Source organism: Nostoc sp., assembly GCF_036917815.1.
GTDB lineage: Bacteria > Cyanobacteriota > Cyanobacteriia > Cyanobacteriales > Nostocaceae > Nostoc.
This window is the reverse complement of record NZ_JBALEK010000041.1, coordinates 130,119-144,471: the sequence shown is the minus strand read 5'-3', so window position 1 is coordinate 144,471 and position 14,353 is coordinate 130,119. Positions and strand designations below refer to the sequence as shown.

13 protein-coding genes and 2 pseudogenes are annotated in these 14,353 nt (G+C 41.5%); 8 read left to right on the top strand and 7 right to left on the bottom strand.

From position 1 onward, the window contains the following. Window positions 1–107 precede the first annotated feature (107 nt). Together V7K97_RS11585 and V7K97_RS11580 are read right to left on the bottom strand one after the other, a co-directional pair. Window positions 108–1,511 carry a glycoside hydrolase 100 family protein gene (locus tag V7K97_RS11585; RefSeq protein WP_334801055.1) on the bottom strand — a complete coding sequence of 468 codons (1,404 nt, stop codon included), beginning with the start codon at window positions 1,509–1,511 and terminating at the stop codon, window positions 108–110. A gap of 198 nt (window positions 1,512–1,709) precedes the next feature. Then, a pseudogene (locus tag V7K97_RS11580) lies at window positions 1,710–1,955 on the bottom strand (SDR family NAD(P)-dependent oxidoreductase); the annotation flags it as partial. A 329-nt stretch (window positions 1,956–2,284) separates the two neighbouring features. Between V7K97_RS11580 and V7K97_RS11575 the strand changes: the two are divergent. The 4 genes from V7K97_RS11575 (at window position 2,285) to V7K97_RS11560 (ending at window position 6,870) form a co-directional block, all read left to right on the top strand. After that, window positions 2,285–4,201: a M48 family metallopeptidase gene (locus V7K97_RS11575; protein ID WP_334801054.1), complete on the top strand. Its 1,917-nt coding sequence runs from the start codon at window positions 2,285–2,287 to the stop codon at window positions 4,199–4,201. A gap of 380 nt (window positions 4,202–4,581) precedes the next feature. Next, window positions 4,582–5,466, top strand: coding sequence for a 16S rRNA (cytosine(1402)-N(4))-methyltransferase RsmH (gene rsmH, locus V7K97_RS11570; RefSeq protein ID WP_334801053.1), 885 nt, complete (start codon window positions 4,582–4,584; stop codon window positions 5,464–5,466). Between the two features lie 184 nt (window positions 5,467–5,650). After that, window positions 5,651–5,857 (top strand): glycogen debranching protein, encoded by a 207-nt coding sequence (locus tag V7K97_RS11565; RefSeq protein ID WP_334801052.1) that lies wholly within the window; start codon window positions 5,651–5,653, stop codon window positions 5,855–5,857. A gap of 455 nt (window positions 5,858–6,312) precedes the next feature. Beyond that, window positions 6,313–6,870, top strand: coding sequence for a methylmalonic aciduria and homocystinuria type D protein (locus V7K97_RS11560; RefSeq protein WP_334801051.1), 558 nt, complete (start codon window positions 6,313–6,315; stop codon window positions 6,868–6,870). 62 nt (window positions 6,871–6,932) lie between these two features. Here V7K97_RS11560 and V7K97_RS11555 read toward each other — a convergent pair whose 3' ends face one another. After that, window positions 6,933–7,442, bottom strand: a complete 510-nt coding sequence (locus V7K97_RS11555; protein ID WP_334801050.1) for a leucine-rich repeat domain-containing protein — start codon at window positions 7,440–7,442, stop codon at window positions 6,933–6,935. Between the two features lie 495 nt (window positions 7,443–7,937). Continuing rightward, entirely contained in the window at window positions 7,938–8,969 is a 1,032-nt protein-coding gene (locus tag V7K97_RS11550; RefSeq protein WP_334801049.1) for a leucine-rich repeat domain-containing protein, read from the bottom strand. A 327-nt stretch (window positions 8,970–9,296) separates the two neighbouring features. Here V7K97_RS11550 and V7K97_RS11545 point away from each other — a divergent pair, with 327 nt between their 5' ends. Further along, the gene (locus V7K97_RS11545; protein ID WP_334801048.1) at window positions 9,297–9,863 is read left to right on the top strand and encodes a GNAT family N-acetyltransferase; all 567 of its coding nucleotides are present in this window, start codon (window positions 9,297–9,299) and stop codon (window positions 9,861–9,863) included. A gap of 2 nt (window positions 9,864–9,865) precedes the next feature. Here the strand turns inward: V7K97_RS11545 and V7K97_RS11540 are convergent, their stop codons facing one another. Then, on the bottom strand, window positions 9,866–10,882 hold the full coding sequence (locus tag V7K97_RS11540) for a potassium channel family protein (protein WP_334801047.1): 1,017 nt from the start codon (window positions 10,880–10,882) through the stop codon (window positions 9,866–9,868). Between the two features lie 147 nt (window positions 10,883–11,029). On the opposite strand from V7K97_RS11540, the pseudogene V7K97_RS11535 reads away from it, so the two are divergent. Next, window positions 11,030–11,203, top strand: a pseudogene (locus V7K97_RS11535) (Uma2 family endonuclease); the annotation flags it as partial. A gap of 134 nt (window positions 11,204–11,337) precedes the next feature. Here V7K97_RS11535 and V7K97_RS11530 read toward each other — a convergent pair. Continuing rightward, complete coding sequence (locus V7K97_RS11530) at window positions 11,338–11,526, bottom strand: hypothetical protein (protein WP_334801046.1); 189 nt, start codon at window positions 11,524–11,526, stop codon at window positions 11,338–11,340. A gap of 128 nt (window positions 11,527–11,654) precedes the next feature. Between V7K97_RS11530 and V7K97_RS11525 the strand changes: the two genes are divergently transcribed. Beyond that, window positions 11,655–12,032 carry a hypothetical protein gene (locus V7K97_RS11525; protein ID WP_334801045.1) on the top strand — a complete coding sequence of 126 codons (378 nt, stop codon included), beginning with the start codon at window positions 11,655–11,657 and terminating at the stop codon, window positions 12,030–12,032. Window positions 12,033–12,225: 193 nt separating this feature from the next. Beyond that, a complete protein-coding gene (locus tag V7K97_RS11520) occupies window positions 12,226–13,539 on the top strand; it encodes an aspartate aminotransferase family protein (protein ID WP_334801044.1) in 1,314 nt (437 codons plus the stop codon). Between the two features lie 164 nt (window positions 13,540–13,703). Here the strand turns inward: V7K97_RS11520 and V7K97_RS11515 are convergent, their stop codons facing one another. Next, entirely contained in the window at window positions 13,704–14,309 is a 606-nt protein-coding gene (locus tag V7K97_RS11515) for a DUF4129 domain-containing protein (RefSeq protein ID WP_334801043.1), read from the bottom strand. Window positions 14,310–14,353 lie beyond the last annotated feature (44 nt).

Sequence of the window (14,353 nt, the reverse complement as noted above, 5' to 3'; positions counted from 1 at the left end):
TAGACCTAACCCCCAACCCCCAACCCTTGTAGCGTTGGGGAGTAAACACCCTGCTAATTACACCACGAAATCATCTTCGGGGTAGAGATTTGCGGGGAATTCAGTACCTACAGGCTACAACCTGGGCCTTCAAGACCCTCTGCAAAGCTAATTAATTCCAAGTACTCTGGATTTTCCACGAACTTTTTAGCAGCCAGCAAGCCGGCAATACTCCAAGTTTGATGAGTTCTGGATTCTTTGCCAATTAAACGACCATTTTTGCCATCGTAGTATTCAGGAAATTGATCCTTAAATAAACGCCTTTCGGCAATAGCGATCGCTGCTTGAGCAAGTTCCATTCTACCTGTTTTCAGTGCCGCAGCAGTAAATAACCACAGTAAAACCGGCCAGTTACCGCCGTTATGATAAGACCAAGCGGTGTTCTTAGAGTCACATCCTGTAACAATTCTCCACTCTAAACCTTCCATTGCTGGAAAGCAGATTTTAACGGGCATATAGCCGATCAAGTCTTGCCAGCGTTGGGCAAATAAATTCATGATGCTTTCAGATTCTGTGTCGCTAGCTAAGGAAGCTAAGATTGCCATCAGATTTCCCAGAGCAAAAAAGCGAAAATCCATCCGTCCCGGCCCCAGATTTCCCGCTAAATATCCTCCAGTTTCGGGTAACCACTCAGTTAACCAAGTGGGGATTGATTCTGAGTGGATGTTGAATTTATTAACAATTTCTTTACCAAATTCGTTACCCTTGTAACGGTAGATTTCTCCCAATCGCTTCAGGTCTAGCCAATAATAGTTGCGGATATGATATTTCAAAGATCCCAATCGTCTATTGACTTTACTTAGATAACTATCGCCATCCCCATCTGGTAAAAGCAATTCACTAGCAGCTCTCAGGGACGCGTAGAATAAGGCTTGAATTTCTAGAGGATGTTCGTAAACTCCCATGCGACGGTCAATCATAAAGGCGCCATCGGGAACTAACATGGTTGGATACATGGAAAACCGATGTACCAAGCAAAGATCCAAAATTAGTTTGATTCCTGCTTGAAAATTTGGCTGACGCGCTAGGGACAAATCGCCTGTAGCTTTTTCATAGGCCCGTAGCAATAGAATCCACCACATACAAGAATCAATTGGAGGAACACGAGCGATCGCTTGCTCACCAAAATCAGCGACTAAAAATTCCTCATTGCCATTAAATAGTACTTTGAAACTGGCAGGCATTAACCCCGCTCCCGCTTCAAAGCAGTCCATCTGCTTTTCATGACTTTGTAATTTCAGTGTTTCGATTAAAAAGTTGCGGACAATCTCTGGTTTGCCATACATGAGAAACACCAAGGCAGAAGGCAGAAAATCGCGGAGAAAGCACTGGTCATAATTGAGTGCATCTAACTCCGGATCGTGGGCGGCTACTGTACCAATGGGTTTCCCCTGGTAATAGATTATGGACTTTTCCAACAGTTTCCAGGCTTCTGCTTCCATCTGGCTGTTGTTATTGATCGCGCTAGTCATAGGCGTTTAATTCCACTAATGGTATATATCGGCTCAATTGTGGAAAGTACGCAAGCCTTACCTGAAGCTGACCACGTTTCCCGGAAGTCAGCATACACATACAGTCAATCTACATCACAAACAGCATTTGTCCGGTGATGTGGACGGTTTGATCTGAAGCTCAAAAACTTACTGCCGCTGCCATCTCTTCAGACAAGGTAGGATGTCAACAATGTCTGATTGAGATACATCTAACTGAACCAGCAGCGACTTCACACCACAATTTTCGATATTTCCGCAGGTTTTTTGCAATGCCGTCTCTTGCGTGTCTGCGGCAGCTTTAAGGTCTTTGCGGTAATTGATAGCGATGTTGCACCGTTGTTGGGCAAGTCTGATAGCGATCGCCTAACCAATACCTGATATTGCACCTGTAATTAAGGCATTCTTTCCTTCTAACCTTATCATATTTCCTCCCTAAGCTGCCTTTGCTTGAATTTGCACTCAGTCAAACAATTTTGGATTTGAGATTATTCCTTCAAAAATCTCAAATTCGCACTGTCAAGCCCCATCTCCCGCCAAGAAATTTATCAGAGAAGGCAGGGAGGAAAAGTATTAACCCAAGTTGCGACACCCCATTTTTGTAACAATTAAGATGCGTTCGTCCTGGAGAGTGGGGGACGCGATGAAAGAGGACGCATCTTCATCAATAATGACTATTGACTTCTGGGTTTTTACGTAAGCTATAGAGATATTGTGTCAGTTATATTACAGTTTTAAGAGGGTGATACATATCTATGGCTTTCAATCAAGAGCGTTTTGATAAGCTAATTCAGAAGTTAGAAGCTTTTGCGAATAAACAACCGCATCTTTATAAATTGCACGTTGCTGTTTTGGCTACTTTGGGCTACGCATATATACTTTTGGTTCTAGCTGTAACGTTGACCCTGCTGGTAGGTATTGTCTTTTCGATGCTTAACGCTCAGTCAATAAGTAATAAATCCTTGACAGGTCTTCTGTTTTTGCTGACCTTAGCATTTGTATTGCTGCGATCGCTTTGGGTTTCTTTTCCCCCACCTACAGGTTTACCACTGGAACCCCAGGATGTACCCAATCTCTATTCTTTAATTAACGAAATCTCATCGAAGCTACAAGCTCCACGGTTTCACCACATTCTGCTGACCAACAATTTTAATGCAGGGGTTGTCCAGATACCACGCTTAGGTTTGCTGGGATGGCAGCAAAATTACTTAATTGTGGGACTACCACTCATGTTAGCACTGCCACCCGAACAATTTCGTGCCGTCTTAGCCCATGAGCTAGGACATTTATCAGGAAATCACAGCCGTTTTAGTGCTTGGATTTATCGCCAACGTGAAACTTGGTATCGCATTGTTAAAGGACTCCGACAAAGTGGACATAATATATCATTGTTAATTGTTTATCTGTTTTTAATATGGTACATTCCGTTTTTTAATGCCTATTCTTTTGTGTTGGCACGAATGAACGAATATGAAGCAGATAGATGTGCTGTTGATATAGCCGGAGAAGAAAATGCTGCTAAATCTTTGATAAATGTAGAGATCAAAGCTAGATTTTTAGAAAATTATTTTTGGTCTAGTATTTATAAAAAAGTGCAGACAGAAATTGAGCCGCCAAAAATGACTTATGCTGCTATGCAACAAGCTTTAATTCAGAGAGTTTCTCACGAGGAAGCAACTATTTATTTCATGCAAGCATTAGCAGAAAAAACTAACAATACTGATACTCATCCTTGCCTGAAAGATAGACTAAAAGCATTGGGCTACCTCCCAAATAATCAGAAACAAGTAGCTATCTCTGCGCCAATTAAAATCAGTGCTGCTCAAGAATTTTTAGGAGATGCTTTAGAAAAGCTTATCGAACATTTTAGTCAAGCTTGGCGAGAACAAATAGCAACACATTGGCGACAAAAATATGCTGACTGTCAACAATCAATAGCTAAATTAAAAGATTTAAATCACAAATCGCAAAAACAACAGCTAACCTTAGAAGAAGCTAGTCAACGAGCATTTTTGACATTTGAGTTTGAGAGTGAAGAAGCGGTTATACCACTATTACAAGAAATTATTCATCGTGATGCTCACCATGTTTCTGCTAATTATTTGCTAGGGCAAATATTATTAAAAGAACAAGATCCAACCGGAATAAAATACATTGAGACGGCAATGGATAAAGACTCAGATATAGTCATAGAGGGTTGCCAGATAATCTACTCTTTTTTTAAACAACAAGGAAAAATTAATGAGGCTAAATCTTATCAAGAACGCGCCGAAAATCATAGTAAGTTAATTTCCAAAGCGCAGCAAGAGCGTTATAATTTGAAAAAAAATGATAACTTTGAATCTCATAATATCTCAGATTTAGAGGTAAATAAGCTTTGTCATCAGTTATCTCATTACCCGCATATAATAGCTGTTTACTTGGTTCAAAAAAATCTGCAATATTTTCCTGAAAAACCACTTTATATTCTAGCTGTGAAGCGGGGATTTAGTTTTTTGGAAGGTAGTCATAGCTATGAAGCCGATAACTCTAAACTTGTGAACAGCTTGTTACAGGAAAATCAATTGCCCGGTAATGTATTCGTTTTTGTTTTAAATAGCCATTTAAATATGGAGAAAAAATTAAAACGGATACCAAATTCGATGATTTATCAAAAAAAAGGTAAAAAATAGTCAACTTAAGCCCCAGCGAATGGAATTCGCGGCTACACAAACGAAGTCCGCACTTCGACAAGCTCAGTGACCACCTGCGCGGACTAAGGGAACTCCAAGAAACAAATTATCCAATATTGTCCATAGGGCGGGCGAGACGCCCACCCCACAAGAGTTAATTGGATATTTTTTTATTTGTCAGTCCCTAAAGAAAAATTGAGTGTTTGAAACCCAGGTCGGTGGGTAAAGTCTCGTGTAGACAAGCCAGTGCGTTGGGCGGCGAGCCACTCTTGTTGCAACTGGCGCGCGGTTTCTAACCGCCCTTTTACTAGAAACACACAAAGACACAAACAAAAGAATAGATAATTAAAGTTAATCTGTGGTTTTTTGCCCTAAGTCTCATGAATAGTCAGCTAGCTATCGAAGAACCGATATTTTCCCACCTACCGGTGTTACCGCAGGAAGTGATTGCAGGTCTAGCGGTATCTCCAGGAAGTCATTATCTTGATACGACGGTAGGCGGTGGTGGTCATAGTCGCCTAATCTTAGAAGCTGCTACGGATGTGCGGGTAACGGCGATTGATCAAGATGAGGATGCTTTAGCAGCAGCGAGGAAAGAATTAGCTGAGTTTGGCGATCGCATACAATTTATCCATAGCAACTTTGCTGACTACGAGTTTCCCCCCAACACTTTTGATGGTATCCTCGCCGATTTGGGGGTGAGTTCTTACCATTTAGATCAAGCCGAAAGGGGTTTCAGCTTTCGCCAAGCTGCAAATTTGGATATGCGAATGGATCGAGGGCGATCGCTAACTGCTGCTGATGTGATTAATAATTGGGATGAAGCAGAATTAGCAGATATTTTCTTTAAGTACGGTGAAGAGAGATTATCGCGGCGCATTGCTCGTCGTATTGTAGAACGCCGACCGTTGCACACGACTATTGAATTGGCTGAAGCGATCGCTTCTTCAGTTCCCCCAAAATACCGTTATGGGAGAATTCACCCGGCTACCCGTGTTTTTCAAGCTCTGCGAATTGTCGTCAACGATGAGTTAAAATCTCTAGAAACCTTTTTGGATCAAGCACCAAATGCCCTTGTCCCTGGTGGCAGAATTGTAATTATCAGTTTTCACAGTTTGGAAGATCGCCCGGTGAAGCATGGTTTAAGAAATTCACCTTTATTAAAAGTCTTGACAAAAAAACCAATTATTGCTCAAGAAGAGGAAATTGGGAAGAATCCGCGATCGCGATCGGCCAAACTGAGGATAGCCCAAAAGCTGCTGTAACTGCAATACAGCGATAAAACCTATGTGCCTAGCAAATAAAGCGAACTGGATAATCATAAATTAGTAATCGGTAATTGCGATTAGTTCACTACTTCTTACCGATTTTGGTCTACGATTTTCCACTCTAATAGTATTCTAAAATAACGAATAGCCTTTTTCGCTAAAGTTTTTGAGGGAATATTCCATGACTATTTGGGTAAATGAGCAAATTGATCCGTCGGGGATGATTCATGCCTGTATTGCCACTTGTAATGAATCTCAAGCCAAAGATTGTCATGATTCCTTTGAGAATAATTTGACCGAGGCGCAAAGGGCAGCAGGTTGGGTAGCGCGATTGCGGACAGTGGATTCTTGGGATGAAGTGCCAGTGAATTCTTTAAAACTCAATTAATTGAGTCCTATGGAAAGTAGGCTGTATAGTTTAAGTATCTCCTCGCAGAAACGATTACCTTTGTTTTTTCTGCTTGGGGACTTCCAAGAAATAAATTATCCAAATAAACGAACCACAGAGACACAGAGAACACAGAGAAAGGAGAAATAGAGAGGGTTTTTGGGTCAGTTTTGGGATTTTGCTCGAACACATTTTAGGAGCGTAGGCGGAGCCAGCCTCTATGCATCGCTTGTTTACCACACCTGCACCGATGCCAACGCCTACAGCGATCGCAGCAAATGCCATGAGAACAGGTTAATAAAGGATAAAATTCGGATTAAATTTCTAAAATTATTAGTAACTGGTTTCAAAAAAAGTAACATATTATAGGAAAATGATGGTTTTTCTTAACTTTTAAGAGGTATCATCTATACCGGAGATTAAATTAAAAAACTTGCATAAGCCGAATCAATTTAGTGAACTATCCCAAGGTTTACACTTCGGAGCAAGCCTGTCCCATTAATTTAGTTGGTGAAACGGGACAAGCGGTTCAAATTTCAATTCATCCTCCCAGTCAATATATCTGTGCCAACTGCGAACGGATATTACCAGATTGGAAACGGCAGCCATTTTTACGAGTAGTGATTGTCTTACAGCGATCGCGTTATGAATTAGTCGAAAAGACAGTAGAAGTAGAGACAGAGAAAGAACGCTTACGAGAAAAGTTTATGCGATTTGGCTGCGACTTGGCATTTAATCTGCGCGATCGCGGCTATTTAACAGACCTAATCGACCCTCGCACAGGCTACCCTTTATTGTCCCATCCCGGAGCAATTCCCCACGATGACACAGCAGTTGTCAAAGCTTTGCTCAACTATCCAGTGATTAAAAATCAATGCCGTGTATTAATTCATCCCGACTGGGGTGCAGCAGTTTATCCTAGCATTTTGATATCAGAAGCTCCCCCAATTGTGATCGAATGGGTTACAAAAGGTATAGCAGCCATGCATGGGTGGAGAGAAATTGATTATTAATTGGGCGTTGGATCGCTCTCCTTTATATTTGGGTTATTCCTTCAGAGTTGATCTGATGGCTGTCAATTCTGAGGCCAATCGAATTGACAAATAGATTCTGGTTTTACAGGACATATTTTGTGTGCGATCGGATTCTTATTAATATTAAGAATCTCCAATTTTGTTAGAGCAGACAAGGGCTTGATATCACTGATTTGATTTAAGTCGAGGGAGAGAATAGTTAAATTAGTCAGATTAGACAAAAGCTTGATATCGCTGATTTCATTTGATTCAAGGGAGAGAGAAGTCAAATTCGTCATAGCGGACAAAGGCTTGATATTGCTGATTTTATTTGAGTTGAGGTTCAGATAAGTTAAATTAGTCAGCTTTTGGTTAGCCTCTTTGCAATTTTGAGTCTGGGCTGTTTCTAACAGTACCTCAACAGTATGTTTTGTCTGTGGAGGTAAAGTTGATTTCTGCTCACACCAATCTGTAAAGCTTTTGGGATTTTCCAGAGGAGCAGCAATGGTCTGTGTGGTGTAAAATCCCAAAGCGAAAGTAAATATTGTGGCGATGCTTAATGTAAGTTTCATTGTGGTTTTTTTTCTTGATTTAGTAGACGTTTGCTAATTGCTATGTTGAATCAATCAGTAAAGGTATATAGGACTAGTATTTGATTTTTGAAATATACGTAGGGTGTGTTAGCGATAGCGTAACGCACGACAAGCTTGGAATGGTGCGTTACTCTCTGCTAACACACCCTACAAAACTACTGAGATTTTTTCAGAAATCAAATATGATTCCTATAGCACCTATGTATAGGTGTACTGAGCTGACTTTTCACGTTATGTGGAAAAGTCCACCAAAAACCTAACCCCCTAACCCCCTTCCCTAGGAGGGAAGGGGGAAAATTCAAAGTCTCTCTCCTTAAAGGAAGAGAGAAATAGAAGTGAGGTTTTCCAGATCCCGTGAAAAGTCAGGTGTACTGAGGTCAGTTATTAGTCTTAATTGAAACTAATTATGGAATCATTGACTAAAGGCATAGCACCATCTATACATGGATGGACAAAGTGAGTTAGTAGTCTTATTTAAAGCTCATCAAATTGACAAATAGATTCTGGTTTTACAGGACATATTTTGGGTGCGATCTGATTATTCCTAATATTAAGAAAAGTCAATTTTTTCAGAGTGGACAGAGACTTGATATCGCTGATTTTATTTGAGTTAAGGGAGAGTTCAGTCAAATTAGTCAGAGCGGACAAAGGCTTAATATTGCTGATTTCATTTGATTCAAGGGAGAGAATAGTCAAATTAGTCAGATTAGACAGAGGCTTGATATCGCTGATTTCATTTGAGTTGAGGTAGAGATAAGTCAAATTAGTCAGAGCGGATAAAGGCTTAATATTGCTGATTTGATTCTCTCGGAGAGAGAGAGAAGTTAAATTAGTCAGAGTGGACAAAGGCTTGATATCGCTGATTTTATTTGAGCGGAGAGAGAGAGCAGTCAAATTAGTCAGAGCAGATAAAGGCTTGATATCGCTGATTTCATTTGTGCCGAGGTCGATAGAAGTCAATTTTGTCAGAGCAGACAAAGGCTTGATATCGCTGATTTCATTTATGCCGAGGTCGATAGAAGTCAATTTTGTCAGAGCAGACAAATGCTTGATATCACTGACTTTATTTGAGTGGAGGGAGAGAAAAGTCAATTTTGTCAGAGCAGAGAAAGGCTTGATATCGCTGATTTCATTTGAGCCGAGGTCGATAGAAGTCAAATTAGTCAGAGCAGACAAATGCTTGATATCACTGATTTCATTTGAGCCGAGGTCGATAGAAGTCAAATTAGTCAGAGCAGACAAAGGCTTGATATCACTGATTTTATTTGAGTTGAGGGAGAGTTTAGTCAAATTAGTCAGCTTTTGGTTAGCCTCCTTGCAATTTTGAGTCTGGGCTTTTTCTAAAAGAACCTCAACAGTATGTTTTGTCTGTGGAGGTAAAGTTGATTTCTGCTGACACCAATCTGTAAAGCTTTTAGGATTTTCCAGAGGAGCAGCAATGGTCTGTGTGGTGTAAAATCCCAAAGTCAAAGTAAATATTGTGGCGATGCTTAATGTAAGTTTCATTGCGTGGTACTATGATTTTTATTGCATGATATTATATTCCTATTTTATTCAATTACACTATATAATAATTACCTAAATTTGGTATGAGAAAGTAATTAAGGAAAAATAAAATCAGCTATTTTCCGGTCGCCGCAGTTGCTTGGAATTAATAAACTTAGTGCAGCACGGCATAAATCCAGCTACCATCTCAATTAACCAGACAAGTACAGGCAATTCATGTAGACACGTTCGCGGAGCGTCTCTAAGAGTTGCGGCTTACCACAGGGTATTGCACCTACTTGAGCAACTTGTTAAAAGTAGGCAAACTTCCGCCACCGTGTACTATTAATGACTAAAATGCAGCCTAATCACATCAAAATTCGCCTAGCCCAACCCCAAGATAGAAATCAGATTTTTGATATCCGAAGAGATGCCATACAGATACTTTGTTCCAGAGATTACAGTCCTGAACAGATTCAAGCATTATTGAACGATGCAGAGTTAGAGCAATCACAAAGAGCAGGGATAAAAGATATAGTTTTTGTTGCTGAAATTGGTGAAAAAATTGTGGGTTTTTCTGCCTACTCTAGATATTGGGTAAATGCACTTTATGTCCATCCTCAATATGTGCGACAAGGAATTGGCACAGAGTTGCTAAAAACAATAGAAAGCGAAGCTTGTTCTCAAAATATCAAGACACTAGCTGTCTGTGCTTCAATCACTGGCAAACCTTTTTATGAAGCATCTGGCTATCAAGAATTTAGCAAAGCTTACATAACTTCAAGTAGTGGAATTTATATACCGTTGATCCGGATGCAAAAATGGCTATCTTCACCTACTGAGAGAGAACAGGTGCCATCAGATGGTTTGACAGTTATATGCAGATTTTTGCAGTGGGTATTAACTGGTAAGTGAACTCAACTATTTTTCGGCCGCCGCAGTTTTTTAGAATTAATCGGGCCGAGAATTTGGTTCAGGCTACGCAATTGTTCTGCTGTACCCATCCCAATTAGCCGATCGCCCGACATTAAAACCGTATCGCCAGTGGGTCCACCGATTAAAGTCCCATCAAGGCGGCGAATTGCCAGAACTAATGCCCCAGATTGCGATCGCAATCTCGCTTTTTGCAAACTCTGACCCACAAAGGGACAAAAAGCCGGGTCGAGTAAAAATTCTTCCATATACAACTGCCGGTCTGCACCTGTCAAAATCCCGTCTACAAAGTCCAATACTTGGGGTCTGAGAGCCGCAGCAGCCATGCGCTTCCCACCAGTAATATAGGGGGATATCACTTCATCTGCACCACCGCGTCGTAACTTCTGCAAAGCTTCTTCTGTACTTGCGCGGGCAATTACCCGAATTCCCGAATTCAGTGTTTTTGCTGATAAAACAATATATAAATTTTCGGCATCAGAAGGAAGTGCTGCAACGATACACATTGCGCGTTCAATGCCAACTTTTAGGAGTGTGTCATCTAAGGTAGCGTCACCTTGATATGCTGTGTAACCTTCCATCTGCGCTCTTTGCACAGATTCCATATCCGAATCGATTACCACAAAAGCTACACCTTCTGCCCGAAATTCCTTGGCAATTTGGCGACCAGTCCGACTAAATCCACAGATGATGTAATGTTCTGATAGGGATTCCATTAACCGCCTCTGTTGCTGTAACCGAATTCCTTCTTGAAAGTAGCCTTGAATGATCGCTTCTGTAAATCTGTTGACAATGTAACCGATATTGACTACACCCAATAAAATCAGGGCAATTGTAAACAATCGTCCTCGGCTACCCAGTGGGTGTATCTCTCCATATCCCACAGTTGCTAAAGTGATGACTGTCATGTACGCTGCATCTTCCCATGACCAGCCCTCCACTAGCCAGTACCACAAAGTGCCAATGAAGAAAACACCGCCAAGAGCGATCGCCCCGGCCATTAACTCCTTTTGGATACGTTGATATTTTTGCTCAAGTGTTGAGAATGACGTAAGAATAGTACTTTTAGCCTACTTTTTCTAGTTTTCTACTAACTTTATAGCATTCGTCCTTTTTAGCTGAAACCAAATAAGTGGACATTGAAGGAGGCAGGAGGCAGGCGATTTATTGGCAACCCTAAACAGCCGACAATATCGATTTATTCACTAGTTGAGGGCGAATACCAACTTTACCTGTTTCGTGGAAGCGATCGCATCCAATCACTCACTTTCCCAGAATTGAATTTAACCGCAGAGCAGATTTTTAATGCTGGTAATATTTAAACGGAATTTAACGGCATTTATAATCCAATAACTCAGTACTACTAGTCTGTAAAATTCATTTTGACGGTTAGAGAGACGCGATAAATCGCCGTCTCTACAGGGGATTTATCCATCAATTATTTATTGACAGGCTACTACTGATCTTTTTTCTTGTCTAGTGCTTCCTGGATAGCGCGTCTACAGAACTCTGGCGGGTCTTCTTGTGCTTTCACCTCTTCCTTCATATCCTTAGTAACCCGGAAACTTAAATTATCAGTTAATTTATCTTCTCTACTTGATGGTGCTGGTTCTAAATTTTGTGGATTACCTTTGGGATTGGGCATTGTTGAGATATATGAATAATGCTTGATTAGAATGTATACATTCCAATAGATTTTTAAATCGGTAGGTATCATCCCTCGAAAAGTTGTTACCTACCGATACCACTTTTACCAAGAGGTAATTCTATTTTATGTTCACGCGTTCCGAGTTAGAAATCAAAACCATCCCAGAATTACGCGACTTATGCCGTCGATACGGTATTAAGCCTACAGGAAGTGCAGCATACAAAGTCAGCTACATGACTTCTCTGATGGCATTTCCTCAGCTAGCACTTCAACAGGTGAGAGAAGGAAGGGGATTAAAATCTCCTGGATTTAGCGTAATTCAATTTTTTGAAGGGGTGATAGATGAAATAAATTCACCCACAGATGAGCAAGCCGCACTCATTAAAATCACCTTGGAAGGTAGGAGGATGACTTACCCCGATAGATTTGACCAAGAGAACCTGCTGAATTTACACAAAGCTAAGATGCACCTTGAGATAACTGTTGGCTTGCTGAGTCAATAGCGATCGACAAGATCCCCGACTTCGTAAAAGAAGTCGGGGATCTATGGCTTTTAATTGCTGAAGTGTCGTTTGAGGTTATATAAGCGTTAGTTTAATAAGAAGTACGAGTTGTGCTAAATAAAAAGTATTTTTTAGATATTTCTAGGAAACTAGTAAATAACTATATAATGAAAAACTTTCAGGAGGAGCGGTAGTGAGCCTACAAACTCTCGTTGACCAAGCCACCATCCCCCCAGATTCAGGGTCAGCATCCAGTCCCTTTGAGGTAGATAGCTTTAATGAAGCTGTTATGTCTACCTACGCTCGGTTTCCCTTAGCCCTAGAACGGGGTGCTGGATGCCGGGTTTGGGATACACAGGGGCGCGAATATCTGGACTTTGTGGCGGGAATTGCCACTTGCACTTTAGGACATGCCCACCCAGCAATGGTAGAAGCGGTGACACGCCAAATCCAAAAGCTGCATCATGTCTCTAATTTGTACTACATTCCTGAGCAAGGTGAATTGGCAAAATGGATCGTTGATCATTCCTGTGCCGATCGCGTATTTTTCTGCAACTCTGGAGCTGAAGCTAACGAAGCCGCAATTAAACTAGCGCGGAAATATGCCCACACTGTATTAGACGTTGAAAAACCAATTATTCTAACCGCCCATGCCAGTTTCCACGGACGGACTTTGGCAACAGTTACCGCTACCGCACAACCGAAGTATCAAAAGTACTTTGATCCTTTGGTTCCTGGGTTCCACTACGTAAATTACAACGATATTAACGCTGTGGAAGTGGCCATTAGCGAGTTGGATGAAGGCGATTACCGGGTAGCGGCAATTCTAATCGAGCCATTGCAGGGAGAAGGCGGTGTGCGTCCAGGAGATGTTGCTTATTTCAAAAAGCTCCGGCAGATTTGTGACGAAACTGGCATTTTATTGATTTTTGATGAAGTGCAAGTTGGTATGGGGCGCAGTGGCAAATTATGGGGTTACGAACATCTCGGCGTTGAACCGGATATTTTCACCAGTGCCAAAGGCTTAGGTGGTGGTATCCCCATCGGTGCAATGATGAGTAAGAAATTCTGTGATATTTTTCAACCAGGGGAACACGCCAGCACCTTTGGCGGGAATCCTTTTGTGTGTGGTGTCGCACTCAGTGTTTGCCAGACATTGGAACGGGAAAATATTTTGCAGAATGTGGAAGATCGGGGTGAACAGTTGCGAGCTGGATTGAGGGCGATCGCAGCTAAATATCCTCAGCACATTGCCGAAGTTCGGGGTTGGGGTTTAATCAACGGTTTGGAGTTACGAGCCGACATTGAGCTAACCGCCGCCGATGTTGTCAATGCTGCCATCAAGGAGGGCGTATTGCTTGTACCAGCCGGGCCAAAAGTAGTCCGATTTGTGCCACCACTCATTGTCACAGAGGCAGAAGTAAACACTGCTTTACAAGCTGTTGATCAGGCGATGTCTAACGACAAGCCGCAGGGCGTCTACGCATCTGTCACAAAGTTAACTTAAGGCGGTTAGAAACCGCGTCTACATAAACAAAACCCGCACTTCGACAAGCTCAGTGACCACCTGCGCGGGTTAAAAAACCTTAATTTTCTCTTAGCCCACGCAGGTGGGCTTTGTTTGTATAGCCGTGAATTCTATTCGCCAAGGCTTTTTCATTCTGTGTTTTTTCATTCTGGGGAAATTTCCCGATAAGCTTGCCGACACTGCTCATAATTGTCTGGCAAAATCTCGGCATTACCAAAACATAATTGTTCGTGAGTAGTAATTAAAGTTTCATAAGGCTGTATGGGAGTCACAGACGATCGCAGTAATTGCAGATATTCTCCATCAGTACGGCTGAGTTTTTGGGGTGCGATCGCATTTTTATCCAACTGCTGCAACATTGCTAAATAAATACAACGGCAAGCCTCACGGTAGTTACCTTGACGGTAAAATTCTTGCGATCGCTCCAACAAAAGGGCTATGGATGACTCATTAGAGCGAGTTTTTACGCGAAAATCAGTGAGATTGCCAGTTCTATTTAGCCAAGAATATATATAAGGACGGAATTCTCGCCATAATCGCCAACCCACCCAAGCGATAAATAAGCCTAATACCAGCCAAAACAGGAATTTCAACAACTCACCAAGCCTTGGGCTAATAGACCATCCAGTAGGCAATTCTGGCAAGGAATGTTCAAAGCGGTAAAACTGGTATTCCCACCATTCACCCACTTGTTGTTGGAATTGAGAAAGTTGCCAACTCCAGCTAGTTTTTTCAAAAGTATCTGTCATAGAGGGGAGAGGGGAGTGGTGAGTTAGGAGTTAGGAGTTAGGAG

Excerpts from the sequence above, each read along its gene's own strand:
- V7K97_RS11515 (WP_334801043.1), bottom strand. The coding sequence starts at position 14,309 with ATGACAGATACTTTTGAAAAAACTAGCTGGAGTTGGCAACTTTCTCAA.
- V7K97_RS11525 (WP_334801045.1), top strand. The coding sequence starts at position 11,655 with ATGTTCACGCGTTCCGAGTTAGAAATCAAAACCATCCCAGAATTACGC.
- V7K97_RS11545 (WP_334801048.1), top strand. The coding sequence starts at position 9,297 with ATGACTAAAATGCAGCCTAATCACATCAAAATTCGCCTAGCCCAACCC.
- V7K97_RS11540 (WP_334801047.1), bottom strand. The coding sequence starts at position 10,882 with ATGGCCGGGGCGATCGCTCTTGGCGGTGTTTTCTTCATTGGCACTTTG.
- V7K97_RS11565 (WP_334801052.1), top strand. The coding sequence starts at position 5,651 with ATGACTATTTGGGTAAATGAGCAAATTGATCCGTCGGGGATGATTCAT.
- V7K97_RS11550 (WP_334801049.1), bottom strand. The coding sequence starts at position 8,969 with ATGAAACTTACATTAAGCATCGCCACAATATTTACTTTGACTTTGGGA.
- V7K97_RS11585 (WP_334801055.1), bottom strand. The coding sequence starts at position 1,511 with ATGACTAGCGCGATCAATAACAACAGCCAGATGGAAGCAGAAGCCTGG.
- V7K97_RS11575 (WP_334801054.1), top strand. The coding sequence starts at position 2,285 with ATGGCTTTCAATCAAGAGCGTTTTGATAAGCTAATTCAGAAGTTAGAA.
- V7K97_RS11530 (WP_334801046.1), bottom strand. The coding sequence starts at position 11,526 with ATGCCCAATCCCAAAGGTAATCCACAAAATTTAGAACCAGCACCATCA.
- rsmH (WP_334801053.1), top strand. The coding sequence starts at position 4,582 with ATGAATAGTCAGCTAGCTATCGAAGAACCGATATTTTCCCACCTACCG.
- V7K97_RS11555 (WP_334801050.1), bottom strand. The coding sequence starts at position 7,442 with ATGAAACTTACATTAAGCATCGCCACAATATTTACTTTCGCTTTGGGA.